This is a genomic window from Hydrogenophaga sp. L310 (assembly GCF_055703065.1).
This window is the reverse complement of record NZ_JBVPZA010000005.1, coordinates 201,903-227,160: the sequence shown is the minus strand read 5'-3', so window position 1 is coordinate 227,160 and position 25,258 is coordinate 201,903. Positions and strand designations below refer to the sequence as shown.

At 63.8% G+C, this 25,258-nt stretch carries 22 protein-coding genes and 3 tRNA genes; 19 read left to right on the top strand and 6 right to left on the bottom strand.

Annotated features, from left to right (window positions below; translation table 11 throughout):
* Positions 1-48 precede the first annotated feature (48 nt).
* The 6 genes from AC0GNO_RS11290 to AC0GNO_RS11265 all read left to right on the top strand — a co-directional run bounded on the left by AC0GNO_RS11290 (position 49) and on the right by AC0GNO_RS11265 (position 4,833).
* Entirely contained in the window at positions 49-927 is an 879-nt protein-coding gene (locus AC0GNO_RS11290; protein WP_472903965.1) for an alpha/beta fold hydrolase, read from the top strand.
* A 16-nt stretch (positions 928-943) separates the two neighbouring features.
* Positions 944-2,038 (top strand): tartrate dehydrogenase, encoded by a 1,095-nt coding sequence (locus AC0GNO_RS11285; RefSeq protein WP_472889072.1) that lies wholly within the window; start codon positions 944-946, stop codon positions 2,036-2,038.
* Positions 2,039-2,327: 289 nt separating this feature from the next.
* The gene (locus AC0GNO_RS11280) at positions 2,328-2,600 is read left to right on the top strand and encodes an HU family DNA-binding protein (protein WP_177139628.1); all 273 of its coding nucleotides are present in this window, start codon (positions 2,328-2,330) and stop codon (positions 2,598-2,600) included.
* Between the two features lie 23 nt (positions 2,601-2,623).
* Positions 2,624-2,699 (top strand) — tRNA-Val (locus AC0GNO_RS11275).
* A 91-nt stretch (positions 2,700-2,790) separates the two neighbouring features.
* A complete protein-coding gene (locus tag AC0GNO_RS11270) occupies positions 2,791-4,701 on the top strand; it encodes a SurA N-terminal domain-containing protein (protein ID WP_472903964.1) in 1,911 nt (636 codons plus the stop codon).
* 56 nt (positions 4,702-4,757) lie between these two features.
* Positions 4,758-4,833, top strand: a tRNA-His gene (locus AC0GNO_RS11265).
* Positions 4,834-5,020: 187 nt separating this feature from the next.
* On the opposite strand, the gene rsxB is transcribed toward AC0GNO_RS11265, so the two are convergent.
* Entirely contained in the window at positions 5,021-5,683 is a 663-nt protein-coding gene (gene rsxB / locus AC0GNO_RS11260) for an electron transport complex subunit RsxB (protein ID WP_472889070.1), read from the bottom strand.
* Positions 5,684-5,729: 46 nt separating this feature from the next.
* Positions 5,730-7,217: a polyhydroxyalkanoate depolymerase gene (locus tag AC0GNO_RS11255; RefSeq protein WP_472889069.1), complete on the bottom strand. Its 1,488-nt coding sequence runs from the start codon at positions 7,215-7,217 to the stop codon at positions 5,730-5,732.
* Positions 7,218-7,452: 235 nt separating this feature from the next.
* On the opposite strand from AC0GNO_RS11255, the gene ygiD reads away from it, so the two are divergent.
* Complete coding sequence (gene ygiD / locus AC0GNO_RS11250) at positions 7,453-8,337, top strand: 4,5-DOPA-extradiol-dioxygenase (RefSeq protein ID WP_472903963.1); 885 nt, start codon at positions 7,453-7,455, stop codon at positions 8,335-8,337.
* A gap of 70 nt (positions 8,338-8,407) precedes the next feature.
* Here the strand turns inward: ygiD and AC0GNO_RS11245 are convergent, their stop codons facing one another.
* Positions 8,408-9,616 carry an amino acid aminotransferase gene (locus AC0GNO_RS11245; RefSeq protein ID WP_472903962.1) on the bottom strand — a complete coding sequence of 403 codons (1,209 nt, stop codon included), beginning with the start codon at positions 9,614-9,616 and terminating at the stop codon, positions 8,408-8,410.
* Between the two features lie 107 nt (positions 9,617-9,723).
* Here AC0GNO_RS11245 and uvrB point away from each other — a divergent pair, with 107 nt between their 5' ends.
* From uvrB to AC0GNO_RS11185, 12 genes are all read left to right on the top strand, one after another.
* Positions 9,724-11,832: an excinuclease ABC subunit UvrB gene (uvrB, locus tag AC0GNO_RS11240; protein ID WP_472903961.1), complete on the top strand. Its 2,109-nt coding sequence runs from the start codon at positions 9,724-9,726 to the stop codon at positions 11,830-11,832.
* Between the two features lie 90 nt (positions 11,833-11,922).
* The gene (locus AC0GNO_RS11235; protein ID WP_472903960.1) at positions 11,923-12,615 is read left to right on the top strand and encodes a LuxR C-terminal-related transcriptional regulator; all 693 of its coding nucleotides are present in this window, start codon (positions 11,923-11,925) and stop codon (positions 12,613-12,615) included.
* Positions 12,612-14,537 carry a sensor histidine kinase gene (locus AC0GNO_RS11230; protein ID WP_472903959.1) on the top strand — a complete coding sequence of 642 codons (1,926 nt, stop codon included), beginning with the start codon at positions 12,612-12,614 and terminating at the stop codon, positions 14,535-14,537. The genes AC0GNO_RS11235 and AC0GNO_RS11230 overlap by 4 nt, the downstream gene beginning before the upstream one ends.
* Before the next feature lie 163 nt (positions 14,538-14,700).
* On the top strand, positions 14,701-15,237 hold the full coding sequence (gene iscR / locus AC0GNO_RS11225) for a Fe-S cluster assembly transcriptional regulator IscR (protein WP_226462032.1): 537 nt from the start codon (positions 14,701-14,703) through the stop codon (positions 15,235-15,237).
* Between the two features lie 167 nt (positions 15,238-15,404).
* Positions 15,405-16,622 (top strand): IscS subfamily cysteine desulfurase, encoded by a 1,218-nt coding sequence (locus AC0GNO_RS11220; protein ID WP_472889063.1) that lies wholly within the window; start codon positions 15,405-15,407, stop codon positions 16,620-16,622.
* A gap of 12 nt (positions 16,623-16,634) precedes the next feature.
* On the top strand, positions 16,635-17,021 hold the full coding sequence (iscU, locus tag AC0GNO_RS11215; RefSeq protein WP_077331347.1) for a Fe-S cluster assembly scaffold IscU: 387 nt from the start codon (positions 16,635-16,637) through the stop codon (positions 17,019-17,021).
* Positions 17,022-17,043: 22 nt separating this feature from the next.
* Positions 17,044-17,367, top strand: coding sequence for an iron-sulfur cluster assembly protein IscA (gene iscA / locus AC0GNO_RS11210; RefSeq protein WP_177133880.1), 324 nt, complete (start codon positions 17,044-17,046; stop codon positions 17,365-17,367).
* Positions 17,368-17,431: 64 nt separating this feature from the next.
* Positions 17,432-17,950: a Fe-S protein assembly co-chaperone HscB gene (gene hscB, locus AC0GNO_RS11205; RefSeq protein WP_472903958.1), complete on the top strand. Its 519-nt coding sequence runs from the start codon at positions 17,432-17,434 to the stop codon at positions 17,948-17,950.
* Between the two features lie 52 nt (positions 17,951-18,002).
* Positions 18,003-19,886, top strand: a complete 1,884-nt coding sequence (gene hscA / locus AC0GNO_RS11200; protein WP_472903957.1) for a Fe-S protein assembly chaperone HscA — start codon at positions 18,003-18,005, stop codon at positions 19,884-19,886.
* 32 nt (positions 19,887-19,918) lie between these two features.
* Positions 19,919-20,257 (top strand): ISC system 2Fe-2S type ferredoxin, encoded by a 339-nt coding sequence (gene fdx, locus AC0GNO_RS11195; RefSeq protein WP_472889060.1) that lies wholly within the window; start codon positions 19,919-19,921, stop codon positions 20,255-20,257.
* 132 nt (positions 20,258-20,389) lie between these two features.
* Positions 20,390-21,097, top strand: coding sequence for a DNA polymerase III subunit epsilon (dnaQ, locus tag AC0GNO_RS11190; protein ID WP_472889059.1), 708 nt, complete (start codon positions 20,390-20,392; stop codon positions 21,095-21,097).
* 92 nt (positions 21,098-21,189) lie between these two features.
* Positions 21,190-21,264, top strand: a tRNA-Val gene (locus AC0GNO_RS11185).
* A 232-nt stretch (positions 21,265-21,496) separates the two neighbouring features.
* On the opposite strand, the gene AC0GNO_RS11180 is transcribed toward AC0GNO_RS11185, so the two are convergent.
* The 3 genes from AC0GNO_RS11180 to AC0GNO_RS11170 form a co-directional block, all read right to left on the bottom strand.
* Complete coding sequence (locus tag AC0GNO_RS11180) at positions 21,497-22,144, bottom strand: nitroreductase family protein (protein WP_472903956.1); 648 nt, start codon at positions 22,142-22,144, stop codon at positions 21,497-21,499.
* Between the two features lie 66 nt (positions 22,145-22,210).
* On the bottom strand, positions 22,211-24,694 hold the full coding sequence (locus tag AC0GNO_RS11175; RefSeq protein ID WP_472903955.1) for an arsenate reductase (azurin) large subunit: 2,484 nt from the start codon (positions 24,692-24,694) through the stop codon (positions 22,211-22,213).
* A 10-nt stretch (positions 24,695-24,704) separates the two neighbouring features.
* Positions 24,705-25,229 (bottom strand): arsenate reductase (azurin) small subunit, encoded by a 525-nt coding sequence (locus AC0GNO_RS11170; protein ID WP_472903954.1) that lies wholly within the window; start codon positions 25,227-25,229, stop codon positions 24,705-24,707.
* Positions 25,230-25,258: the final 29 nt, after the last annotated feature.

The following is a 25,258-nucleotide window of genomic DNA, read 5'->3' as shown; positions in this document are numbered from 1 at the left end:
CGAATCAATTGCAGGATTATTGCTTCAATGCGGATTAAGCTTGCGGCCATGTTCAAAGGTTTTCAGACCCGCACCGTGCTCCGCGAAGGCGTTCGCCTGCATACGCGCGTGGCCGGCGAGGGGCCACCGCTGCTGCTGCTGCACGGCCATCCGCAGACCCAGGCCATGTGGCACCGGGTGGCGCCCGCGCTGGCCGGGTGCTTCACCGTGGTGCTGATGGACCTGCGCGGTTACGGCGACTCGGCGCGCCCCGCGCCGGATGCGGATCATCGTGCGCACAGCAAACGCGAGATGGCGCTCGATGCGCTGGCCGTGATGGCACAGCACGGCTTTGACCACTTTGGCGTGCTGGCCCACGACCGCGGCGCGCGCGTGGCCCACCGGCTGGCAGCCGACCACCCGAACGCGGTGCAGCGGCTGATGCTGCTCGACATCGCGCCCACGCTGGCCATGTACGGGCAGACCTCCGAAGACTTCGCGCGCGCTTATTGGCACTGGTTCTTCCTGATCCAGCCGCCGCCCCTGCCGGAGGCGCTGATAGCGTCCGACCCCGTGCGTTACGTGCGCAGCGTGATGGGCAGCCGGCACGCGGGGCTCGCCCCGTTCGATCCCGCCGCACTGGCCGAGTACGAACGCTGCGCTGCGTTGCCCGGTACGGCGACATCGATCTGCGAGGACTACCGTGCCAGTGCGGGCATCGACCTGGAACACGACCGCGCGGACGTGGTCGCAGGCCATCGCCTGATGCAGCCCCTGCGCGTGTTCTGGGGCGAATACGGCACGGTGGGGCGCTGCTTCGACGTGCTGTCACTCTGGCGCGAGCGCGCCCATCAGGTCACCGGTCAGGCCTTGCCGTGCGGCCACTACATCGCCGAGGAACTGCCCGAGCGGGTGATCGCCGAGGCAGTCCCCTTCTTCACCCCTTGATCCACAGGAGCATCCCATGAGCAAAACGCACCGCATCGCGGTCATCGCCGGCGACGGCATCGGCACCGAAGTCATGCCCGAAGGCCTTCGCGTGATGGAGGCTGCGGCCACGAAGTTCAACATCCCGCTGCGGTTCGACCACTTCGATTTTTCGAGCTGCGACTACCACGAGAAGCACGGCCAGATGCTGCCCGACGACTGGAAGGAACAGATCGGCGGCCACGACGCCATCTACTTCGGCGCCGTCGGCTGGCCCGACAAGGTGCCCGACCACGTGTCGCTCTGGGGCTCGCTGCTGCTGTTTCGCCGTGAATTCGACCAGTACGTCAACATCCGCCCCGCCAAACTCATGCCCGGCGTGACCGCACCGGTGGTGCGCCGCGATGGCAGCCCGCGCCAGCCCGGCGAGATCGACATGGTGATCGTGCGCGAGAACACCGAGGGTGAATACTCCAGCATCGGCGGGCGCATGTACCCGGGCACCGAACGCGAGATCGTGGTGCAGGAAACCGTGATGTCGCGCATCGGCGTGGATCGTGTGCTGCGCCACGCGTTTGAAGTCGCGCGCTCGCGTCCCAAAAAGCACCTGACCAGCGCCACCAAGAGCAACGGCATTGCGATCACCATGCCGTACTGGGACGAGCGCGTGGCCGAGATGGCCAAGCAGTACCCGGACGTGACGGTGGACAAGTTCCACATCGACATCCTCACCGCGCACTTCGTGCAGCGCCCGGACTTCTTCGACGTGGTGGTGGGCAGCAACCTGTTCGGCGACATCCTGAGCGATCTCGGTCCGGCTTGCACCGGCACCATCGGCATCGCGCCCAGCGCCAACCTCAATCCGACGCGCCAGCACCCTTCGCTGTTCGAACCGGTGCACGGCTCCGCCCCCGACATTGCGGGCAAAGGCATCGCGAACCCGATCGGTCAGATCTGGTGCGGCGCGATGATGCTCGACCACCTGGGCTACCGCGCCGCGCACGACGCGGTGATGGGTGCCATTGAAGCGGTGTTGCAGCCGGGCATCGGCGCACCGCGCACGCCCGATCTGGGGGGCAGCGCCAGCACACAGGACGTGGGTCGGGCGATCGAAAACGCTCTCCGCCGTTGAAACGGTGCCGTGACCTTTCGGGCAGGCGTGCAAAATTTCACGAACCCTTCAATCACACTTTGACAATGCGCATAGAATCTGCGCTCTCGTTCAGAGGGCATTCGCCTGTGTTGGCTGAAGTGTTGACAGGGAACTTGACCCGTGGGTCTAATCAACGGGCACCAGTCTGGCCACGTTGCCCGGCCAATGCGAACATGAGCGATCCGGACAGTGCGTTGTCAGACAGGCTTCTGTGCAGGGCGGCTGAACGGTCCACAAGAAATTTCAATCACTTCAAGAGGGGCTATTTGTGAACAAAACAGAACTCGTCGAACACATCGCCAAGCATGCCGACATTTCCAAGGCGGCCGCCACGCGAGCACTGGACTCCACCATCACAGCCATCCGCACCACCCTGAAAAAGGGCGGTACCGTTTCCCTGGTCGGTTTCGGTTCGTTTGCCGTGACCAAGCGCCCCGCACGCAAGGGCCGCAACCCGCGCACCGGCGAAGAGATTAAAATCAAGTCCGCCAAGGTGCCGAAGTTCCGTCCGGGCAAGGCATTGAAGGATGCGCTGAACTGAAGCGCCATCCCGGTTTTCCGGTGGGGTGCTTAGCTCAGTCGGTAGAGCGGCGCCCTTACAAGGCGTAGGTCGGCGGTTCGACCCCGTCAGCACCCACCACCATCGAAAAGGCGAACCCGGGTTCGCCTTTTTTGTTGCCGGCGCAGGCAGAACAGATCTGGCGCCGTTTGTTGTTTCAGGAATTCAAGGCATGTTCGAATCCATCCGCAATCACAAGAAGTACCTCATGGGCTTTTTGCTGATCCTGATCGTTCCCGGGTTCGTCCTGTTCGGTGTCCAGGGCTTTTCAGATCCCAGCCCGGGCGGCGAGACTGTCGCTTCGGTCGACGGCAAGGACATCACCCAGGCCGAATGGGACCAGGCTCACCGTGTGGAGTCGCAGCGCCTGCGCGATGCCAATCCGACCCTCGACAGCCGGCTGCTGGACACCGACGAGTTCCGTTACGCCGCGCTGGAGCGCCTCGTGCGTGACCGGCTGCTGACGGCGGCTGCCGAAAAATTCAAGCTCTACACCAGCGACCAGCACCTGGCGCGCGCGCTGCAGCAAGACCCGGGCATTGCCGCCCTGCGCCGTGCTGACGGCACGCTCGATGTCGAGGCCTACAAGCAGCTGGTGGGTCGCCAGGGCATGACGCCCGAGATGTACGAGGCCAGCGTGCGCGCCGATCTGTCGAAACAGCAGGTGGGGCAGGGCGTGACGGGTTCCGGTTTCGTTCCGGCCGATCTGGCCCATCTGACGCTCAACGCTTTCTTCGAACGTCGCGAAGTGCGCGTGCAGCGCTTTGCCGCCGCCGACCAGGCCAGCCGCGTGCAGCCCGCCGATGCCGACATCGAGCGCTTCTATCAGGAGAACCCGGCCTTGTTCCAGGCGCCCGAGCAGGCGGACGTTGAATACCTGGTGCTCGACGCAGCAGCCCTGCAACAGTCGGTGGCCCTCAACGAGGCCGATGTGCGTTCGTACTACGAGCAGAATGTGTCCCGCCTGTCGGGCAATGAGGAGCGCCGTGCCAGCCACATCCTCCTGACCGTGCCCGCGAACGCGCCTGCGGAAGAAAAGGACAAAGTGCGCCAGCGCGCTCAGGCCCTGCTCGAACAGGTCCGCAAGGCCCCGCAAACCTTTGCAGACGTGGCCAAGGCCGAGTCGAAAGATCCAGGCTCTGCGGCCAATGGCGGCGACCTGGACTACTTCGGGCGCGGCGCCATGGTCAAGCCCTTTGAAGATGCGGTGTTTGCACTGGAGAAAGGCACGATCTCCGACGTGGTCGAGACCGACTTCGGTTTCCACATCATCCAGCTGACCGACATCAAGGCGCCCAAGCCACGCAGCTTCGACGAGATGCGCGCGCAGATCGAAACCGATCTCAAACAGCAACAGGCGCAAAAGCTGTTTGCCGAGACCGCCGACACCTTTGGCAACCTGGTTTACGAACAGGCCGACAGCCTGCAGCCCACGGCCGAGCGCCTGAAGCTGGAGGTGAAGACCTTCAAGGGACTGACGCGTCAGCCCGGTGCGGACGCCGGCGTGTTGGCCCATCCGCGGTTGCTCGAAGCCATCTTCGCACCCGACGCGGTGCAGAACAAGCGCAACACCGAAGCGGTGGAAACCGGCTCCGGTCAGCTGGCTGCGGCACGCGTGGTGAACCACACCCCGGCCCGCACCAGGCCGCTGGCCGAAGTGCGCGACAGCGTGCGCGCGCGGTTGGTGGCCCAGCGCGCCGCCGAACTCGCCAGTGAGGAAGGCGCCAAGCAACTGGCCGCCTGGAAATCGGGCGCGAATGCCTCGGGCATGCCGGCTTCGGTGGTCATATCGCGCGAAGATCCCAAAGGTCTGCCGGCTGCGCTGCTCAAGGCAGCCCTGAGCACCGATCCGGCGCAATTGCCCGCCTGGGCGGGTGTGAGCCTGGGTGACCAGGGCTACGCGGTGGTGAAGGTCGAAAAGGTCCTGCCCCGTGCCAAACGCGATGCGGCGGTACCAGAGCAGGAGGTGGCGCAATACAACCAGTGGTGGACCGCCGCCGAGAGCCAGGCTTACTACGAGATGCTCAAGGAGCAGTTCCGCGTCAAGCTCATGGTGCCCGCGCCCGCACCACCGCAACGCTGAAGCTTTTTGTCGATCGCGTAAACCGTTCAGGAACGCGCTATAATGCAAGGCTTGAGGTGGCTGTAGCTCAGTTGGTAGAGTCCAGGATTGTGATTCCTGTTGTCGTGGGTTCGAGCCCCATCAGCCACCCCAGTAAATACAAGAAAACCTCGCTATCTTTTGGGTAGCGAGGTTTTTTTCTTGTCCTGCCGTTGTCAGGGCGGATGTCCGTCGTTTTCCCGAAGATGAGGGGTTGCCGGGCTGGGTTCGCGCAGTGTCGGCACGATGGCGATCTGGAGGTCGCTGAGCGTTCAGTCCACGGCCCGGGCGGGTGTGATGCTCAACCGCCGTCGGCCTGGCGTTTGGCCCGCGCACGCTCCAGCGCCGCTTCAATGACGGCGCGTTTCTTGTCCAGCACAGCGGGGTCGGTGTGCTGCGAATGGGCCTCAAGGTCGGCGTATTTCATGCGCGCTTTGGTTTCGAGCAAGAGATCGTGTTCCACCTGTTCGCGGGCCAGTCGCACGGTGCGCGCGTCGTAGCGCTGGCGGGCCAGGGTGGCCTGTTCGGTGGTCCACGCCTGCCAGCCAGTGCGTTCACCACTGACGATCTCCAGCGAGATGCAGTCCACAGGACAGACCGGCAAGCAGAGCTCACAACCCGTGCAATAGGGTTCGATCACGGTGTGCATAAGCTTGTTGCTGCCGACGATGGCATCGGTTGGGCAGGCCTTGATGCACAGGGTGCAGCCGATGCACCAGTCTTCATCGATCACCGCGAGGGTCAAAGGACCTTCGATCCCGTTGGTCGGGTTCAGCGGTGTTTCGGATCGACCGGTGAGGGCAGCCAGTCGGGCGATGCCCTCGGCGCCGCCGGGCGGACACTGGTTGATGCCGGCTTCCCCCGAGGCAACCGCTTCGGCGTAACGGGCGCAGTCCGGGTAACCGCAGCGGGTGCACTGGGTCTGGGGCAAGGCGGCGTCGATGCGCCGGGCGAGATCGTTCATGTCGCCAATATACCGGGGAGCAGGGCGCTCCCCGGCCCGCACGCCATCAAGCTGAGCGGGGAGGGGTCTTGCGTTTGGCGGCGGCGACCGGGGCCTTGGTCGCGGGCTTGGCCACGGCTTTGGTCGGCGCTGCCTTGGCGGCTGGCACAACTGCTTTGCTCACCACCTTGGTTGCGGTCTTGGCTTGGGCCGGTTTGACGGCGCGCACGGCGGGTTGGGCCACAACAGCGGGCGCGGTCGACGCGGCAGCAGCGGCCTCCTGCGCAGGCTTGGGCTGGTGCGACAGGATGAAGGTCTTCACCACCGGGTAGACCATGTCGCGCCAGCGCCGGCCGCTGAAGATGCCGTAGTGACCGGCGCCTTTGGCCTCGTAGTGCATCTGGTGCGTCTTGGGAATGCCAGAGCACAGATTGTGCGCGGCAGCGGTCTGGCCCGAGCCGGAGATGTCGTCGAGCTCGCCTTCGATCGTGAGAAGGCCGGTGGTCGCGATGTCTTCCGGACGCACGCGCTCGATCTTGCCCTTCACGGACTTCACGTCCCAGGTGCCGTTGACCAGCTTGAAGTCCTGGAACACCGTCTGGATGGTTTCCAGGTAGTAGTCCGCGTCCATGTCGAGCACGGCGTTGTACTCGTCGTAGAACTGGCGGTGGTTCTCGGCGCTCTCGTTGTCACCCTTGATCAGGTCCTTGAAATAGTCGTAATGGCTGGTGGCGTGGCGGTCGGGGTTCATGGCCACAAAACCGGTGTGCTGCAGGAAGCCGGGGTAAACACGGCGGCCGGCGCCCGGGAAGTTGCTCGGCACGCGGTAGATCACGTTGTTTTCGAACCAGCTGTGGCTGCGCTGCGTGGCCAGGTTGTTGACCGCCGTGGGCGACTTGCTGGCGTCGATGGGGCCGCCCATCATGGTCATGGACAGCGGTGTCGTTTCGCCGCGGCTGGCCATCAGCGAAACCGCAGCCAGCACCGGCACGGTGGGCTGGCACACGCTCATGACGTGGCAGTTGCCGTAGCCCTTTTGCAGGTACTCGATGAATTCCTGCACGTAGTTGATGTAATCGTCGAGGTGGAACTCGCCTTCGGACAGGGGCACCAGGCGGGCGTTTTTCCAGTCGGTGATGTAGACCTTGTGGTCCTTGAGCATGGTGCGCACGGTGTCGCGCAACAGCGTGGCGTAGTGGCCGGACAGCGGTGCCACCACCAGCACAACGGGCTGGCCTTTGAGCTTCTCCAGGGTCGCGGTGTCGTCAGAGAAACGCTTGAAGCGGCGCAGTTCGCAAAACGGCTTGTCGACTTCCACGCGCTCATGGATCGCCACATCCACGCCATCCACATCGACCGTGTGGATGCCGAAAACAGGCTTTTCGTAGTCTTTGCCCAGCCGGTGCATCAGATCGTAGCCGGCCGACACACGCTGTGCCATGGGCAACTGGGCCAGCGGCAGAGAAGGGTTGTTGTAAAGCCTGGAGGCCACTTCGGCCAGGTCAGCGAACGGCTCCATGATGGAGCGCTGGGTTTCGTAAATCTGGTAGAGCATGGGGCAGCCGATCAGTTATGTTGCAGTGCAATATAACAGTATGCCGCAGGTGGCGCGAGAGTGAAAACACCTAATTTCCCCAGCCGGTTGTCACCTTCGTGAAAGAATGTGTCCTGAGCTTTCTGGTTGTTGTTTCACCGATCCCCGCCTCGTCCGAGAAACCGTTCCCCAGCATCCAACGCCGCCCGCTGATCCGTACCGGTATCGCTCTTGCCGCCACCGCGATGGGAATCCCATGAGCCTGTCCTCTGCCGCCCAGCCCTCCACGCCGGCTGTCACCGGTGCCCGTCTGGAGTCCCTGACAAACTGGCCCCTGACCGAACGCCTGCCTGTGCTGTTTCTGGGGCATGGCAGTCCCATGAACGCCATCGAAGACAACGCCTACCGGCGCAGCTGGCAGGCGCTGGGCACCGAACTGCTGGAGCGGGGTCCGCGTCCCCGCCTGATCCTGTGTATTTCTGCCCACTGGATCACCCGGGGCTGGCAGCTCACCGCCATGGAGGACCCCCGCACGATCCATGATTTCGGTGGTTTTCCGCAAGCCCTGTTCGATCAGCAGTACCCGGCCCCGGGATCGCCGGCGATGGCGCAGGCCATCAGTGCGGTCCTGTCTCAGCCGGGCAGCGGGGCGCCGCTGGGTCTGGACGATCTGGAATGGGGTCTGGACCACGGCACCTGGTCGGTGCTCAAGCCGATGTTTCCGGATGCCAGCATCCCGGTGATCCAGCTCAGCATGGATTACAGCCGTCCGCCAGCCGAACATTTTGAACTGGGGCGGCAACTGCGCGCACTGCGAGACCGGGGCGTTCTGATCGTGGGCAGCGGCAACATCGTGCACAACCTGCGCGCCATCCGCCGCGAAGCGCCCGACAACCAGGCCTACGACTGGGCGATCGAGTTTGACCGCATCACGGGCGATCACATCGCCGAGGGGCGGCTGGAGGCCCTGGACGGATTCCGTGCGCTGGGCCCGCTGGCCCAGATGGCCCACCCCACCTGGGACCACTACCTGCCTTTGCTGTACGCCGCTGGTGCGGTGGAGGCGGGTGAAGCGCCCCGTTTCTTCAACGACAGCTTCCAGGCCGCTTCCATCTCCATGCGCTCGGTCATCTGGGGCTGATCGGGCTCCATGGGCTTCCAGAAACAGAAATGCCGCTCACCGAGCGGCATTTCTCTCTGGTTCAACCCGGTCAGATCACCTTGGCGATCGCCTGGCAGACGTAGTCGATGTTCTTGCTGTTGAGTGCGGCCACGCACATGCGGCCGGTGTCGGTGCCGTAGACGCCGAACTCGCTGCGCAGACGCACCATCTGGTCCTTGGACAGGCCGGAGTAGCTGAACATGCCGATCTGGGTGGTGATGAAGCTCATGTCCTTGGCGACGCCGGCGGCCTTCAGGCCATCGACCAGCTTCTGGCGCATGGCCTTGATGCGCACGCGCATCTCGCCCAGTTCCTGTTCCCACAGCGCGCGCAGTTCGGGGTTGCCCAGCACGGCGGCAACGATGGCGCCACCGTGGATCGGTGGGTTGGAGTAGTTGGTGCGGATGGCGATCTTGAGCTGGCTGAGCACGCGGTCGGTCTCTTCCTTGCTGCTGCCCACCACGCTCAGGGCGCCCACGCGCTCGCCGTAGAGGCTGAAGCTCTTGGAGAAGCTGGTGGACACGAAGATGTTCAGGCCAGCGGCCACGAACTTGCCGATCACGGCGCCGTCTTCGGCGATACCGTAACCAAAGCCCTGGTAGGCCATGTCCAGGAAGGCGGTGAGGTCGCGCGCTTTCACCACGGCGATCACCTGGTCCCACTGGGCCGGGGTGATGTCGTAACCGGTGGGGTTGTGGCAGCAGGCGTGCAGCAGCACGATGGTGCCGGGGGCGGCGGCGTTCAGTGCGGCCAGCATGCCGTCAAAGTTGATGCCACCGAGGCCGCCGTTGGCGCTCTGGTCGAAATAGGGGTAGGTGTCGACGGTGAAACCGGCGTTGGTGAACAGCGCACGGTGGTTTTCCCAGCTCGGGTCGGAGATCAGGACCTTGGCATCGGGGCTGACTTTTTTCAGGAAATCGGCACCGATTTTCAGGCCGCCGGTGCCGCCGATGGCCTGCACGGTGGCCACGCGGCCGCTCTTGACCACTTCGGAATCGGCGCCGAAAACCAGGCCCTTGACGGCGTTGTCGTAGGCCACGATGCCGTCGATCGGCAGGTAGCCGCGTGCGGTCGGCTTGTCCATCATGGCCTTTTCAGCGGACTGCACGCACTGCAGCAGCGGCAGTTTGCCGTTGTCGTCGAAATACACGCCCACACCGAGGTTGACCTTGCTGGGGTTGGTATCGGCAGCGAACTGTTCGTTCAGACCCAGGATCGGGTCGCGCGGGGCCATTTCGACGGCGGAGAAGAGGGACATGCTGAAAATCCTGTGGGTTGGGGGCGATTCGGACCCGGGCGCGCGAAGGGGCTTTGCGTTACGCTGTCGGGTTCGTTTGAACTACAGCCACCGATTTTAATCTGCCCATGTCCATCCCTGACGCCGCCCCGGTTCTCTCGTTGGTTGAGGGTGCGCCCGCGCACGAGGGTGAGTTCGTGCGTTTCCCTGGCTCGCCGTTCGAGCTTTTCATGCCGTATCAGCCGGCGGGCGACCAGCCCGAGGCGATCCGCCAGCTGGTGGAGGGTGTGAACGACGGCGAGGTGTTCCAGACCCTGCTGGGCGTGACCGGCTCGGGCAAGACCTTCACCATGGCCAACGTGATCGCGCGCCTGGGGCGTCCGGCCATCGTGTTCGCGCCCAACAAGACGCTGGCCGCGCAGCTGTACAGCGAGTTCCGCGAGTTCTTCCCGAAGAACGCGGTCGAATACTTCGTCAGCTACTACGACTACTACCAGCCCGAGGCCTATGTGCCGCAGCGCGACCTGTTCATCGAAAAGGACAGCGCGATCAACGAGCACATCGAGCAGATGCGCCTCTCGTGCACCAAGAGCATCCTGGAGCGGCGCGACGTGGTGATCGTGGCCACTGTCTCGGCCATCTACGGCATCGGCAAACCCGAGAGTTATCACAAGATGGTGATGCTGCTGCGCGTGGGCGACAAGATCGGCCAGCGCGACCTGATCGCGCAGCTGGTGCGCATGCAGTACGCGCGCAACGAGGCCGACTTTTCGCGCGGCAAATTCCGCGTGCGCGGGGACACCATCGACGTGTTCCCGGCCGAACACTCGGAAATGGCGATCCGCATCGAGCTGTTCGACGACGAGGTGGAAACGCTGCAACTGTTCGACCCGCTCACCGGCAAGGTGCGGCAGAAGATCCCGCGTTTCACGGTGTACCCCAGCAGCCACTACGTGACGCCGCGCGAGCAGGTGCTGGGCGCGGTGGAGCTGATCAAGGACGAACTGCGCGTGCGCCTGTCGCAGCTGGTGGGCATGGGCAAACTGGTGGAAGCGCAGCGGCTGGAGCAGCGCACCCGCTTTGATCTGGAAATGCTCAGCGAAGTGGGGCACTGCAAGGGTATCGAAAACTACTCGCGCCATCTGGCCGGCAGCGCCGAGGGCGAGCCGCCGTCCACGCTGACCGACTACCTGCCCAAAGACGCGCTGATGTTCCTGGACGAGAGCCATGTGCTCATGGGCCAGTTCGGTGGCATGTACAACGGCGACCGCGCGCGCAAGACCACGCTGGTGGAGTACGGCTTCCGCCTGCCCAGCGCGCTGGACAACCGGCCGTTGAAGCTCGAAGAATTCGAGCAGCGCATGCGCCAGGTGGTGTTCGTCTCGGCCACGCCGGCCGACTACGAAAAGACGCATTCGGGCCAGGTGGTGGAGCAGCTGGTGCGCCCGACCGGCCTGGTGGACCCGGAGGTGGAGGTGCGCCCCGCCACCCACCAGGTGGACGATGTGCTGCAGGAAATCCGCATCCGTGTGGAGAAGAACGAGCGCGTGCTCATCACCACGCTGACCAAGCGCATGGCCGAGCAGCTGACCGACTACCTGACGGAAAACGGCGTCAAGGTGCGTTACCTGCACAGCGACGTGGACACGGTCGAACGAGTGGAGATCCTGCGCGACCTGCGACTGGGCGCGTTCGACGTGCTGGTCGGCATCAACCTGCTGCGCGAGGGCATCGACATCCCCGAGGTGTCGCTGGTGGCGATCCTGGACGCCGACAAGGAAGGCTTCCTGCGCTCCGAACGCAGCCTGATCCAGACCATCGGCCGCGCTGCGCGCAACCTGAACGGCCGCGCCATCCTCTACGCCGACCGCACCACCGAGTCGATGAAGAAAGCGATTGGCGAGACCGAGCGCCGCCGCACGAAACAGATAGCACACAACCTGGCCATGGGCATCGAGCCGCGCAGCATCAACAAGCGCATCAAGGACCTGATCGACGGCGTGTACAGCGAAAAGGCCGGCAAGGAAGCCGACCGCCTGGCCGCCGAGAGCGCGCTGCGCGCCAGCGTGGAGGACATGAGCGAGAAGGACGTGGCGCGCGAGATCAAGCGGCTGGAGAAGCTGATGCTCGAGCATGCGCGCAACCTCGAATTCGAGAAGGCGGCGGGCGTTCGCGACCAGTTGCACCACCTCAAGGCGCAGATCTTTGGCGCGCCCGGTGTGGACAACGTGGCCTGAAAACAATGAAGGACAATGGCGCCACAAGCACCCGCGCAGGGGCCGGCCAGCATGGACGGGACGCGGGGGCAACCAGCAACCGATCCATTTATGCAAGCACCGCAAGCGCTGCGCGAACCGGAGGGGCAGGGCTCTGACACGCGCATTTACCTGGTAGAAGACGATCCGTCCATCCTGCAGTTCGTGCAGCAGGCGCTGCTGCGACGCCCGCTCTGGCAGCTGTTGGGGCACTCCGCCACGCTGGCCCATGCGCGACGGCACGCCGTGGCGTCGAACGCCAATGTGTTCCTGGTGGACCTCGGTCTTCCCGATGGCAGCGGCGAAGCCTTGCTGCGTTTGCTGGCACGCCAGCAACCCGGCGCCGAGCTGCTGGTTTTTACCGTGTTTGGCGAAGAGTCGCGCCTGGTGGCCGCGCTGGAGGCGGGCGCCACGGGTTACGTGCTCAAGGGCTGCAGCCCTGAGGCCCTCATTGATGCCATCGAACAGATCCGCGAAGGGGGTGCGCCCATTTCGCCCCTGTTGGCGCGTTTGCTGCTGAAGCAGTTTCGCGAGGTTCAGTCGTCGTTGCCTGTGCTGGAGTCGTTGCACGAGGTCTTGTTGTCCGACCGCGAAACGGAGGTGCTGCAACTGGTGGCCAAGGGGTATGTCAACAAAGAGATCGCCGCCCGGCTGTCGATTTCACCGGCCACCGTGGGCACGCACATCAAGAACCTCTACCGCAAGCTCGCGGTGCACAGTCGCGTGCAGGTGGTTCGCGCAGCCCAGCAGCGGGGACTGCTTTGAGCCTGTGGCGGCCCCTGCTGCAGCGCCTGCACCGGACCCCGGCTTATTTCTGGGCGGGGTTGCTGGTGGGTGTGATGTTGCTGGCACTCGGGCTGGCCACCCGGGTGGGCCACGTGCCCGGCGCGGTCGCCATCGAGCAGGCGACCGTGCTGCTCGCAGGGCAGGCTGAGACCTCAGCCACTGCCGTTGATTTGCCCCACGTCTGGGACAACGAGCGGCGCAGCTGGCGCGGGGAGGCGCACTACCGGTTGGCCTTGCCCGAAGCGCTGGCGCAAGCCGGGCAGCTTGAGAACGGTCTGGGGCTCTTGCTGCCCCGCGTGGGCGTGCGTTTCCGGGTCTTGTTCAATGGGCAGGAGCTGTCGGCCGAGTGCTGGCGGCGCAGCTCGGGCTATTGCGACGCCGGCACCCGGGCGCATTTCGTGCAGCTGCCACAGCGCCTGATGACGCCCCAATGGGCTGACAACCGGATCGAGGTTCAGCTGAAGGGGCAGTTGCTGCGCATCAGCGGGCTGTCACCGGTCTGGGTGGGTCCCCGGGATGCCTTGTACCAGCGCCATCGGTGGTTGAGCTGGTGGCAGGTCAACCTGACCTGGATGGTGGCCGCCTCGTCGTTCATGATGGGTGTGCTGTCGCTGCTGATCTGGTCCCGGACCGCTGAGCCCCTGTTTGGCTTGCTCGGTGGCGGGCTCGTCGTTCTGACCGTGCGTTTGTGGCTGTCCACGCCGGTTTTTCTGCCCGGGCCGTTCCTGGTCTGGGACTACGTTCACAAACTCAGTTTTACCTGGTACTGCGGCTTCACCTACCTGTTCATGTCGGAGCTGTTCAATTTCAGGCAAAGTCTGGTGCGCAAGCTGGTGGTGGTCATGATGGCGCTGGGGCCGTTCTGGCTCGCCCTGCAGGCCTGGCTGGAGAATTACCAGCTCTACCGGTTGTGGACGGGCGTGATCGTGCTGGTGTGCATGTTGGCCCTCCTGAAAGTGATGCATCGGGCCCGCTGGGGCATGAATGTGAACCAGCGCCTGATGGTGGTGGTGGGTATGGCCACCATGGCCACCGGTTTGCGCGACTTCCTGGTGGTGCAGATGGATTTCCCCGGTGACACCGATATCCGCTGGATGACGCCGGGCAGCCTGGTGCTCATGTTCGCCATGGGCTGGGTGCTGGTGCGGCGCACAGCCCAAGCCATGGAACAGGTTGCGCAGCTCAATACCGAGCTGGCGCGCAAGGTGAGCGAGCGTGAGGCCGAGCTGCACGCCGTGTTTGACCGTCTGCGCGCGGTGGAGAACCAGCGCGTGCTGGAGTCCGAACGACGGCGCCTGACCCGTGACATGCACGACGGCCTCGGAAGCCAGCTGGTGCAGACGCTCAACCTGGTGCACAGCAGCGGCGCCAAGGTGGACAGTGCGTCCGTGGCGAACATGCTCAGTCACGCACTGGAAGAGCTGCGCATGACGCTCGACTCGCTTGAACCGATGGATGGCGACCTGCCCACCATCCTGGGCACCTTGCGCCAGCGCATCATGCCGACGCTGCAAGCCGCCCGCATCGATCTGGACTGGCAGGTCGAAGCGGTTTCCGCCGTTCCGGGGCTGGAGGTGCGTGGCGTGATGCACCTGTTCCGCTGCCTGCAGGAGGTTTTTGCCAACGTGGTCCAGCATGCACAGGCCACCCGTGTGACCGTGCGCACCTGGGAGCGCGGCGGGCGCATCTTCCTCAGCGCGACAGACAACGGCGTGGGACTGGGTGAGCCGATGGAATCGGGTTTCCGTGAAGGTGGCCGCGGTATCAGCAACATCCGGGTGCGGGCGACCGAAATCGGCGCCGAGGTGCGGTTCTCCTGCGCGCATCCGGGAACCTGCGTGACCTTCAGCTTTGCATCGGATTCTGCAGAAGCCACCCTGGGCCCCTCGGTGCAAGGTTGAGCAAGACGAAGGGTTTTAAGGTATACTCGATCAAAATAGTCGGGAAAGACTTCAACGTATTGGCCGCCATCGTTGCGGCGGGGTGGGCGGAGAAGCGGTTTGGTGGGTTTTTACCCATGAAACCATCAACGACGGTCAAGCCACAATTTACAGGAGCTTGAAAATGCGCCTCACGACCAAAGGCCGCTTTGCGGTCACAGCCATGATCGATCTGGCCCTGCGCCAGAACAACGGTCCCGTCACGCTCGCGGCCATCAGCCAGCGCCAGCAGATTTCGCTCTCTTACCTGGAGCAGCTGTTTGGCAAACTGCGGCGCCACGAACTGGTGGAATCCACGCGTGGCCCGGGTGGTGGTTACAGCCTGGGCCGCAAGGCCGCGGAAATCACCGTGGCCGACATCATCGTTTCGGTGGACGAGCCGATCGACGCCACCCAGTGTGGCGGCAAGGAAAACTGCCTGGGTGAAGGCAACCGCTGCATGACCCACGAGCTGTGGGCAGCGCTCAACGCCAAAATGGTGGATTTCCTCGACTCGGTGTCCCTGCAGTCGCTGGTGGACGAGCAGCTCGCCAAAGGTGTGGTGGTGGAAAACGCCCCCATGATCAAGCGGGCCATTTCCAGCGCCCCGGTGGTCAAACCGATCCGCGTGAACGCCCCCAATTCGGTCTTCGCACTGGGAGGTGCGGCTTTTTCGAAATGACACCGGCTTCCGGGGACTGTTTCCCGGTGCCGTTGTCCGACTTCAGGTGTTCCGGGGTGTCCTGATCGATGCCTGGGGTCCGGTGCGTTTTCGATTGCCGATACATTCATTGCCTGCAGATTCAGAACCCTTCCCATACCAACCGCCAGCCCATTTCATTGCCCTCCATGAGCACACCGCACTTTCCCATCTACATGGACTACAGCGCCACCAACCCCTGCGACCCGCGGGTGGTGGATGCCATGATTCCCTGGTTGCGTGAACATTTCGGCAACCCGGCCTCGCGCAGCCATGCCTGGGGCTGGGAAGCTGAAAAGGCCGTTGAAACCGCCCGTGAGCAGGTGGCCGCGCTGATCGGTGCCGATCCACGCGAAATCGTCTGGACCAGTGGCGCCACCGAATCCAACAACCTGGCTTTGAAGGGGGCGGCCCACTTCTACCAGACCAAGGGCAAGCACCTGATCACGGTCAAGACCGAGCACAAGGCCGTGCTCGACACCATGCGCGAACTGGAGCGCCAGGGCTTCGAGGTGACCTACCTCGACGTGCAGGCCGACGGCCTGCTCGATCTGGAGGTCTTCAAGGCGGCGATCCGCCCGGACACCATCCTCGCCTCGGTCATGTTCGTGAACAACGAGATCGGTGTCATCCAGGACATTGCCGCCATCGGCAAGATCTGCCGCGAGAAAGGCGTGATCTTCCACGTGGATGCGGCGCAGGCCACCGGCCGGATCGACATCGACCTGCAGACGCTGCCGGTCGACCTGATGAGCCTGACCGGCCACAAGACCTATGGCCCCAAGGGCATCGGCGCGCTGTATGTGCGGCGCAAGCCACGCATCCGTATCGAGGCGCAGATGCACGGTGGCGGTCACGAGCGCGGCATGCGTTCGGGCACACTGCCCACGCACCAGTGCGTGGGCATGGGCGAGGCCTACCGCATCGCCAAGGAAGAGATGCACGCCGAGAACGTTCGCATCCGCGCGCTGCACGACCGCATGCTGGCGGGCCTGAAGGGTATCGAAGAAGTGTTCATCAACGGCCACGAGACGCAGCGTGTGCCGCACAACCTGAACATGAGCTTCAACTACGTCGAAGGCGAGTCGCTGATCATGGGTATCAAAGGCTTGGCGGTGTCGTCGGGTTCGGCCTGCACCTCGGCCAGCCTGGAGCCCAGCTACGTGCTGCGCGCGCTCGGCCGCAGCGACGAACTGGCCCACAGCAGCCTGCGCATGACGATCGGCCGCTGGACGACAGAAGAAGAGATTGACTACGCCATCGGCACGATCAAGGAAAACGTGGCGAAGCTGCGCGAGTTGTCCCCTCTGTGGGAAATGTTCAAGGACGGCATTGATATCTCTTCGATTCAATGGGCCGCACACTGAAGGAGAAAGACCATGGCTTATTCTGAAAAAGTTGTTGACCACTACGAAAATCCCCGCAACGTCGGCTCCTTTGACAAGGGCGACGAATCGGTGGGTACCGGCATGGTGGGCGCACCCGCCTGCGGCGACGTCATGAAGCTGCAGATCAAGGTGAACCCGACCACCGGCGTGATCGAAGACGCGCGCTTCAAGACCTATGGCTGCGGTTCGGCCATCGCATCGAGTTCGCTGGTGACCGAATGGGTCAAGGGCAAGACGCTGGACCAGGCCGCTGCGCTGAAGAACAGCGAGATCGCCGAAGAACTGGCGCTGCCGCCGGTGAAGATCCATTGCTCCATCCTGGCCGAAGACGCCATCAAGGCCGCGGTGGACGACTATCGCAAAAAGCACCTGAACTGATCCAGGAAAAATTTCCAGCACCATGGCTATTTCGATCTCCGAAGCCGCTGCGCGGCACGTCACCCGTTACATCGCCAAGCGTGGCAAAGGCGTGGGCGTGCGCCTGGGCGTCAAGACCACCGGTTGTTCTGGCCTGGCCTACAAGCTGGAGTACGCGGACGAGATTGCACCGGAAGACGTGGTGTTCGAGGACAACGGTGTCAAGGTGCTGGTGGATCCGAAAAGTCTGGCCTACATCGACGGCACGCAGCTCGATTTCGTGCGCGAGGGCCTGAACGAAGGCTTCCGCTTCAACAACCCCAATGAGCGCGACCGTTGCGGTTGCGGCGAGAGTTTCAGAATCTGATACTGTTGCCGAATCACCCACTAGTAGCCGCCAGTGCGTACCGTCCTGGCGGCTTTTTGATGCCATGAACCTGCTGTCCAACGACTTCGAAGTTTTCGGTATTGCACCTTCATTTGCGCTGGACCGCGATGCCCTGGACCAGCGCTGGAAAGACCTGCAACGTGAGGCCCATCCGGACCGTTTTGCGACCTCCGATGCGTCGGCGCAGCGCCTGGCCATGCAGTGGTCGGTTCGCATCAACGAGGCCTACCAGCGCCTGAAGGACCCGCTCAAACGCGCCGCCTATCTGTGCGAGCTGAACGGGGTGCCGATCCAGGCCGAGAACAACACCGCCATGCCGGCAGCTTTCCTGATGCAGCAGATGCAATGGCGTGAAGACCTGGAAGACGCCCGCAGCAGCGAGGCGCTGGAGCGCATGGCGGACGAGGTGAGCGCTGCGCGCCGCACGATGTTGACCCAGCTGCAGCACACAGCCGACGGTGAGCGCAACTTCGCTGCACTGGCCCAGCAGGTCAGAGCCCTTATGTTTGTTGAGCGCTTTGCCAGCGACGTCGAGAACCGGCTCGATCAGCTGGGACAATAGCGGGCTGACCTCCGCAACCCTCTGCTTTCTTTCTCCACCAGAACCCGCGCCCATGGCTCTCCTGCAGATTTCCGAACCCGGCCAGTCCCTCGATCCGCACCAGCGACGGGTGGCGGTCGGCATCGACCTCGGTACCACGCATTCGCTGGTGGCAGCGGTGCGCCACGGTGTATCCGAATGCCTGCCGGCGGCGGACGGCCGCGTGATCCTTCCCAGCGTGGTGCGCTACCTCGACCCGGCGCAAGGCGGTTCGGGTCGCCAGATCGGCTTCGACGCTCTGGCTGCGCAGGTCAGCGACCCAGCCAACACCGTGAGCTCGGTCAAGCGCCTGATGGGCCGCACACGCGCTCAGGTGGCTGACGCTGACAAACTGCCCTACACCATCGTTGAAGAGAACGGCATGGCTGTGGTCGACACCATCGCCGGGCGCAAGACACCGATGGAGGTGAGCGCCGAAATCCTGGCCACGCTGCGTTTTCGGGCCGAAGACAGTTTCGACGACGAGCTGTTTGGCGCGGTCATCACCGTGCCCGCGTACTTTGACGACGCGCAGCGCCAGGCCACAAAAGACGCGGCGCAGCTCGCCGGCATCAACGTGTTGCGCCTCATCAACGAGCCCACCGCCGCAGCGATCGCGTACGGGCTGGACAACGGCTCGGAAGGCATCTACGCCATCTACGATCTCGGCGGCGGCACCTTCGACATCTCCATCCTCCGCCTGACGCGGGGTGTCTTCGAAGTCATGGCCACCGGCGGTGATTCCGCGCTGGGTGGTGACGATTTCGACCAGGCGCTGGCTGCCTGGGTGCTGGCGCAGCAGGGCGTGACCACGCCTCTGAATGCTTCCGAGCGTGCGGGTCTGCACGCAGAGGCCCGCCGCTGCAAGGAAGCCCTGTCGGCCGTGGATGCCAGCACCGGTCATGTGGTGTTCGAAGCAGTGGTCGGCGGCCAGACGCTGCGCCAGACCGTCACGCCGGCCCAGTTCGAGGCCGCCACCACCGCACTCACGGCCCGCACCATGACCGCCGTGCGCAAGGTGCTGCGCGATGCGCACATCGCCAAGGATGAAGTCAAGGGCGTGGTGATGGTGGGTGGTTCCACCCGCATGCCGGTGATCCGCCGCACTGTGGGCGAGTTCTTTGGTCAGGAACCCCTGGTCAACCTGAACCCGGACGAGGTGGTGGCGCTGGGCGCGGCGATCCAGGCCAATGCACTCGCCGGCAACAGCCGCGACGGCGACCTGCTGCTGCTCGACGTGATCCCGCTCTCGCTCGGTATCGAGACCATGGGCGGTCTGGTCGAGCGCATCGTGCCGCGCAACAGCCCCATTCCCACCGCGCTCGCGCAGGACTTCACCACCTACCAGGACGGCCAGACCGCTTTGGCGCTGCACGTGGTGCAGGGCGAACGCGATCTGGTGGCCGACTGCCGCAGTCTGGCGCGCTTCACGCTGCGGGGCATCCCCCCTATGGCGGCGGGTGCAGCGCGCATCCGCGTGAGCTTCACGGTGGATGCAGACGGCCTGTTGTCTGTCCATGCGAAAGAGCAGGGGAGCGGCGTCGAGGCGACGATCGACGTCAAGCCGGCTTACGGCCTGTCGGACGAACAGATCGCCGCCATGCTCAAGGACAGCTTTGCCACCGCCCAGCAAGACATGCAGGCGCGCGCGCTGGTCGAAGCCCGGGTGGACGCCGACCGCATGATCGCCGCCACACACAGTGCCCTGGCGGCCGACGCCGACCTGCTGGAGCCCGCAGAGCTGGAGTCCATTCACCATCTCATCGCCCAACTGGGCCAGATCACCTCCGGCGACAACACCGCCGCGATCGAATCCGCCACCGAAGCGCTTGCCAAGGGCACCGAAGCCTTTGCCGCCATGCGCATGAACCGGGGCATCCAGCATGCCCTGGCCGGCAAACGGCTCGAAGAAGTCTGAGACCCGCCGCGGACCGACGCACAGGAACCCCCATGCCCATCATCAAGATATTGCCCCACCCCGAATACTGTCCGCAAGGAGCCCAGGTCAACGCACCAGCGGGCACCTCGATCTGCGAGGCGCTGCTCGAAAACAACATCCCGATCGAACACGCCTGCGACATGGTGTGTGCCTGCACCACCTGCCACGTGATCGTGCGCGAAGGTTTCAACAGCCTCAACGAGCTGGACGACAACGAAGAAGACCTGCTCGACCGCGCCTGGGGCCTGGAACCCAACTCGCGCCTGTCCTGTCAGGCCATCCTGGCGCAGCAGGACGTGACCATCGAGATACCCAAGTACTCGATCAACCACGCCAAAGAGAATCATTGACCCCCTGGCGTCTCCCCACCGCCGGTGGGAACCCGGGGCGCCGCCGCTGCGCGGGTCGCTGCCCCCCAAGGGGGCTGATCCGGCCGGGCGCCGGATCGCCGCTGATGTCACACACAGATATGAGGGAAGAACATGCGTCAGATCGTCCTCGATACCGAAACCACCGGCCTGTCCGCCGACAGCGGCGACCGCATCATTGAAATCGGCTGTGTTGAACTGCTCAACCGCAAGCTCACCGGCAACAACCTGCACTTCTACGTCAACCCGGAGCGCGACAGCCACGAGGACGCGCTCAAGGTGCACGGCATCAGCAACGAATTCCTGCGCGACAAACCCAAGTTCGGGCAGATCGCCGACGAGCTGCTGGACTACCTGCGCGACGCCGAACTGATCATCCACAACGCGCCGTTCGACATCAGCTTCCTCAACAAGGAGCTGGAACGTCTGGGGCGCCCGCCATTGCGTACCCTGATCGGCCAGGTGACCGACAGCCTGGTGATGGCCAAGGAAATGTTTCCGGGCAAACGCAACGGCCTGGACGCGCTGTGCGACCGGCTGGGCGTGGACAACTCCGGGCGCACGCTGCACGGTGCGTTGCTCGATGCCGAGCTGCTGGCCGACGTCTACATCAACATGACGCGTGGCCAGGACGCGTTGCTGATTGAAGGGAATGAAAGCAGCGAAGCGGGCGTAGAAGCCATCGTGATCGATCTGTCCGGGTTCGAACTGCCCGTGCTTCACGCCAATGAACAGGAGCTGCAGGGGCATGATGCCGCGCTGGCCGATCTGGACAAGGCCTGCAAAGGCAAGACGCTTTGGCGGTCGCTGGAAATGGCTTGAACGCGCACTTGTCCATTTTTTCTGCGCAGCGGAAAAACGACCCAAATAAGACGCTATAATTTGAGGCTTCCGAGAGATCGGTCAGATCAATCGGGCGGTTAGCTCAGTGGTAGAGCACTGCCTTCACACGGCAGGGGTCGCAGGTTCGAACCCTGCACCGCCCACCAAAAATTGTCATACATGACAACGCTTTACGCCACCTTCGGGTGGCGTAGTCGTTTCTGGTGGGGAAAAAGTGGGCCAAAAAACGGATCTCTGTTTGTTGTCTCACCAGCACAACTGGCTTGTGCGGACTAGATTGCGATAGCTGGGTTGCTGGACTCGGAACATGTGGTGATCACACATGGCACGTTTCCGGTTGCGACGGGGGAACGCCAGAGACGTTCCGAAGCAGGGCGGTCACAGCGTGCTGACAAAGTTCTGCACCTCGGGGTGCAGGCGTCGTGCCTTGCGTTTGGAGACGGTGCCGATGTTCAGGAAACAAACCGCTTCTTCGCCCGCAGCGAGCCCAAACAACTGGCGCATGCGGGTGGACTGCATCGCTTGCCCACTGGTCAAGCTGCTCCCAAAACCTTGGCCATGCGCCATCAGGAGCATGTTCTGCACGGCTGCGCCCACGGACACCATGCGTTCCAAAGCCGGAATGGGCGGCTCGCAGGCGCCCAGCTGGGCCACCACCAGCATCAGTGCCGGGGCGCGGTGCGCTTTTTCGCGGGCGGACTCGATCTGTTCAAGTGTTGCGCCTGGATCGCGGTCCACCAAGGCCAGTGCAAAGACCTCGGCCAGCAAGGCGCGTTTGTCCTGCGGCACGATGACAAATCGCCAGGGCTTGACCAGGCCGTGGTCGGGTGCCGAGGCGGCGCTGCGAAAGATCTGTTGCAGCTGCGAAACGTCGGGGCCTGGCTCCACCAGGCGTTTGGGGGATATGTTCTGGCGGGATGTGATCCAGGCCTCGGCCATGTTGTCGGTGAATGGATCACGCTCTGACGGACTTGATGGCAGGGTGACTTCCTGCCACGGCGCTGGCATGTGTGAGGCATTGCCCATGGTGGTCTCCTGTCTTGTGGTCACGAAGAAAGAAAGGGTGGCCACCGCCACCCTTTCTTGGGCCAATTACGCGTAGCGGCGGTCCTTGAACGAGATCGACTTCTTGTAGTCGTCCACGCTGCCCACACGCTTGATGCCGCCCCAGGTGCCCTTGTAGTAAGGCACCACGTTGCGGTCCACCCAGGAGGTCACCACGTCACCGGCCACGCCCTTGATGTAGCCAAAGAGCATGAAGGTCTGGCCCGCTTTGATCGCCTTGAGCGGGTAGGCCATGGCGTAGGTGCTGCCGAAGTCGTTGTAGACCTCGACCACGTCACCGGCCGCCACGCCCAGTGCCTTGGCATCGTCCGGATTCATCTCGATGTAGGCCATCGGGTAGCGGTCGCGCACGAAGCTGTTGTACTGGTCGTGATAGGCCGTCTGCCAGACTTCGTTGGCGCGGCCCTGGTTGATCCAGAACCTGTACCTGGCCTTCTGGTCCGCCACCATCTTGGGCAGGCCGTTCCACGGTGCGGGCTTGAAATGGGCCTTGCCGTCGCCGGTGCTGAACTTGCCATCGGCGTATTCCATCTCGGTGCCGATCAGCTTGCCGTCCTTGACCTCCTTGATGGGCAGTTGCACACCGTTGTTGCCGGCCTTGCGCAGCAGTTCGTAGGTGGCGAGGTAGCCGGTGGGGCCACCCTGGCTGTCGATGGGCTCCACCCCCGGGCGACCGGCGCGGCGGAAGCCGTCGTTGAAGGCGTCTTCTTCGGTCTTCCAGTTGAAACCGTCGAAACGTTTGGCCATGTCCGCCTTGCCATCTTTCTGGTACATCGCCTTGAGCGTGTTGGCAATGTCGGCGGCGATCAGGCAGTCGGGCTTCGCGGAGCCGGGAGGGTCCATGAACCTTTCGGACAGGCGCATGCGGCGCTCGCCGTTCATGGAGGTCAGGTTCATTTCGCCTGGGTGGGTCGCCGGGAACAGCAGGTGCGCGTCGTCGGCGAGCTGCGTGGGGTAGAGGTTCATGGCCGCCACGAACATGCCACCCTGGTACCTGCAGGCGTTGTAGATCACGTCCACCAGTTGTTCGGTGCTCGCTCCGCGGGCTCGCGAGATCGCCTCGTCCACGATCTTGGCGCGTTTGCTCAGCACCAACCGATGCTGTTCAGCGTTCAGCGTGGTCTGGTAGGGGTTGGTGCCCCACAGCGTGTACATCAGGCCCTTGCCGGCGATGACTTCCTGGTCCAGGTAGATCTTGCCGTTGCCGGGGTAGGGCGGACGGGTGTAACCCTCCTGGTGGCCGCCGAGGCGGCACACGCCGGTGCCGCGGCGCCCGACGTTTTGTGTTGCCAGCACGAGGCTCACCAGCGCGCTCTGGATGACGTAGTTGTCGTTGCCCCAGATGATGCCCTTCTCATAGGGGTGGAAGGTGCGGGGGCGGTGTCCGCTGGCCTTGGGTTTGTAGGCCCATTCCGCCGCCTGCCTGATTTGGGCCACGGTCAGTCCGGTGGCCTTGGCGCCGTCTTCCAGGCTCATGCGGTTGGTCTTGACCGCGTCGTCGTAGCCGCTGGTGTGTTGGGCGATGAAGTCCTTGGCCGTCCAGCCTTGCTGCACGACGTAGGTGAACAGCGTGTTGAACAGCGCCGTGTCGGTGCCGGGCTGGATGTCCAGGTGCAGCACATTCTCCTTGCCGGCCACCTGTTCGCAGATCGCCACCGTGGCCGAGCGGCGCGGGTCCACGATGATGATCTTGGCGGCGGCGGCTGTTTCGCCCGGGAACCACTTCTTCTTTTTGTCCACCGTGGAGCCTGAGAGGTTGGCCACCCAATGGTTCAGGAAGTAGTTGGTCTGCGTTTCGTAGGGGTTGGCACCGGTGCACAGGATGCAGTCGGCCAGCTGGGCGTCTTCGTAGCTGTTGTTCAGCTCGCCCACGCCCATGTCGCGCGTGGCGTGGCACTCGGAGTTGTAGGCCGGGCGGTTGTGGATGCGCACCATCTGGGTTTTCAGCGCGCTGAACATCAGCTTGCCGGTGCCCCAGGTGTTCTCGAAGCCGCCGCCAGCGCCGCCGTGGTCGAAGCAGTCGTAGAACAGGCCGTCAGGGCCGTCGTTGTCGAGGATCTTCTTGGTCAGGCCGGCGTAGATCGCCAGGGCCTGCTCCCAGCTGGTGTCGAGCCACTGGTCGCCGCGCTTGATGCGCGGGTGCTTCAGGCGCTCGCGGCCGATGCCGTCGTGCGTGTACATGTAGCTGGCCATCTTGCCGCCGCGCGTGCTGGAGAGGCCGCTGTTCACCACGCATTCCTTGTCGGGAACGATCATGATGTTCCACTTCTTGCCGCCCTTGTCGGTGATGGTGTTGGTCATCGCCCGGGTCAGGGTGGTGGCAAACGGCGGCAGCTGGGTGCGGAAGTCCAGGCCCAGCGCGTTCTGGTCCGGGGCGCGGCCGCCTTCGGTGTTGTGATCCCACTTGTAGGCGTGGTAGCCACATCCGACGATGCAGAAGTGGCAGGTCATGTTGGTCTTTTGCGCGTCTTTCGGGGGCAGCGCGATGCGGTCGTTGATCTGGGTGGTCATGCGGCTCTCCTCACAGGATGTTGGACTGGCGGCCGTAGATCAGGCCATCGACGCCGACGGCGTGGATGCTGTCTGTCTTGGCGTCGTACTCCAGCAGGATGCGCGGCAGGTCTTCGGTGGCCTGGCCGGTGACCATCTGGCCGCCGTTCTCGGGGTCGAAGATGGAGAAGTGGCAACCACACTTGAAGGTCTTGGTGCCGGGTTCGTAGCCGACCGGGCAGCCCATGTGGGTGCAGAACGAGCTGTAGGCCACGATATCGCCGTTGGGGCCAACGCCGCCCGGCACGGGTGAGCCCATGCGGATGGCCAGGCAGGCCGAGCTGTCATCGGGGTAGGCAAAACTCACCGCCTGGTTCAGCGGCAGACCCTTGGCCGAGCCGACGGCTTTTTTGGGATACGGCAGCGTGGTGCCGCTGGATGCCGGCGGGGTGGCGGCGTTCGCATTGCGAATCGGGATGATGGTGGCGCCCGCCACGGCGGCTGCGGCGCCGCCCGATTTCAGAAAAAAGCGGCGACCGATCTTGACGTCTTCCATTTTGTCTCCTGGTTGGGTGAAAACATGGA

What these genes read in the sequence shown, in the direction of transcription:
- iscU (WP_077331347.1), top strand. Translation starts at nt 16,635, where the DNA reads ATGGCTTATTCTGAAAAAGTTGTTGACCACTACGAAAATCCCCGCAAC.
- AC0GNO_RS11175 (WP_472903955.1), bottom strand. Translation starts at nt 24,694, where the DNA reads ATGACCACCCAGATCAACGACCGCATCGCGCTGCCCCCGAAAGACGCG.
- ygiD (WP_472903963.1), top strand. Translation starts at nt 7,453, where the DNA reads ATGAGCCTGTCCTCTGCCGCCCAGCCCTCCACGCCGGCTGTCACCGGT.
- AC0GNO_RS11285 (WP_472889072.1), top strand. Translation starts at nt 944, where the DNA reads ATGAGCAAAACGCACCGCATCGCGGTCATCGCCGGCGACGGCATCGGC.
- iscA (WP_177133880.1), top strand. Translation starts at nt 17,044, where the DNA reads ATGGCTATTTCGATCTCCGAAGCCGCTGCGCGGCACGTCACCCGTTAC.
- AC0GNO_RS11180 (WP_472903956.1), bottom strand. Translation starts at nt 22,144, where the DNA reads ATGGGCAATGCCTCACACATGCCAGCGCCGTGGCAGGAAGTCACCCTG.
- uvrB (WP_472903961.1), top strand. Translation starts at nt 9,724, where the DNA reads ATGTCCATCCCTGACGCCGCCCCGGTTCTCTCGTTGGTTGAGGGTGCG.
- AC0GNO_RS11255 (WP_472889069.1), bottom strand. Translation starts at nt 7,217, where the DNA reads ATGCTCTACCAGATTTACGAAACCCAGCGCTCCATCATGGAGCCGTTC.
- dnaQ (WP_472889059.1), top strand. Translation starts at nt 20,390, where the DNA reads ATGCGTCAGATCGTCCTCGATACCGAAACCACCGGCCTGTCCGCCGAC.
- hscA (WP_472903957.1), top strand. Translation starts at nt 18,003, where the DNA reads ATGGCTCTCCTGCAGATTTCCGAACCCGGCCAGTCCCTCGATCCGCAC.
- AC0GNO_RS11270 (WP_472903964.1), top strand. Translation starts at nt 2,791, where the DNA reads ATGTTCGAATCCATCCGCAATCACAAGAAGTACCTCATGGGCTTTTTG.
- iscR (WP_226462032.1), top strand. Translation starts at nt 14,701, where the DNA reads ATGCGCCTCACGACCAAAGGCCGCTTTGCGGTCACAGCCATGATCGAT.
- AC0GNO_RS11290 (WP_472903965.1), top strand. Translation starts at nt 49, where the DNA reads ATGTTCAAAGGTTTTCAGACCCGCACCGTGCTCCGCGAAGGCGTTCGC.
- AC0GNO_RS11170 (WP_472903954.1), bottom strand. Translation starts at nt 25,229, where the DNA reads ATGGAAGACGTCAAGATCGGTCGCCGCTTTTTTCTGAAATCGGGCGGC.
- rsxB (WP_472889070.1), bottom strand. Translation starts at nt 5,683, where the DNA reads ATGAACGATCTCGCCCGGCGCATCGACGCCGCCTTGCCCCAGACCCAG.
- AC0GNO_RS11235 (WP_472903960.1), top strand. Translation starts at nt 11,923, where the DNA reads ATGCAAGCACCGCAAGCGCTGCGCGAACCGGAGGGGCAGGGCTCTGAC.
- hscB (WP_472903958.1), top strand. Translation starts at nt 17,432, where the DNA reads ATGAACCTGCTGTCCAACGACTTCGAAGTTTTCGGTATTGCACCTTCA.
- fdx (WP_472889060.1), top strand. Translation starts at nt 19,919, where the DNA reads ATGCCCATCATCAAGATATTGCCCCACCCCGAATACTGTCCGCAAGGA.
- AC0GNO_RS11220 (WP_472889063.1), top strand. Translation starts at nt 15,405, where the DNA reads ATGAGCACACCGCACTTTCCCATCTACATGGACTACAGCGCCACCAAC.
- AC0GNO_RS11245 (WP_472903962.1), bottom strand. Translation starts at nt 9,616, where the DNA reads ATGTCCCTCTTCTCCGCCGTCGAAATGGCCCCGCGCGACCCGATCCTG.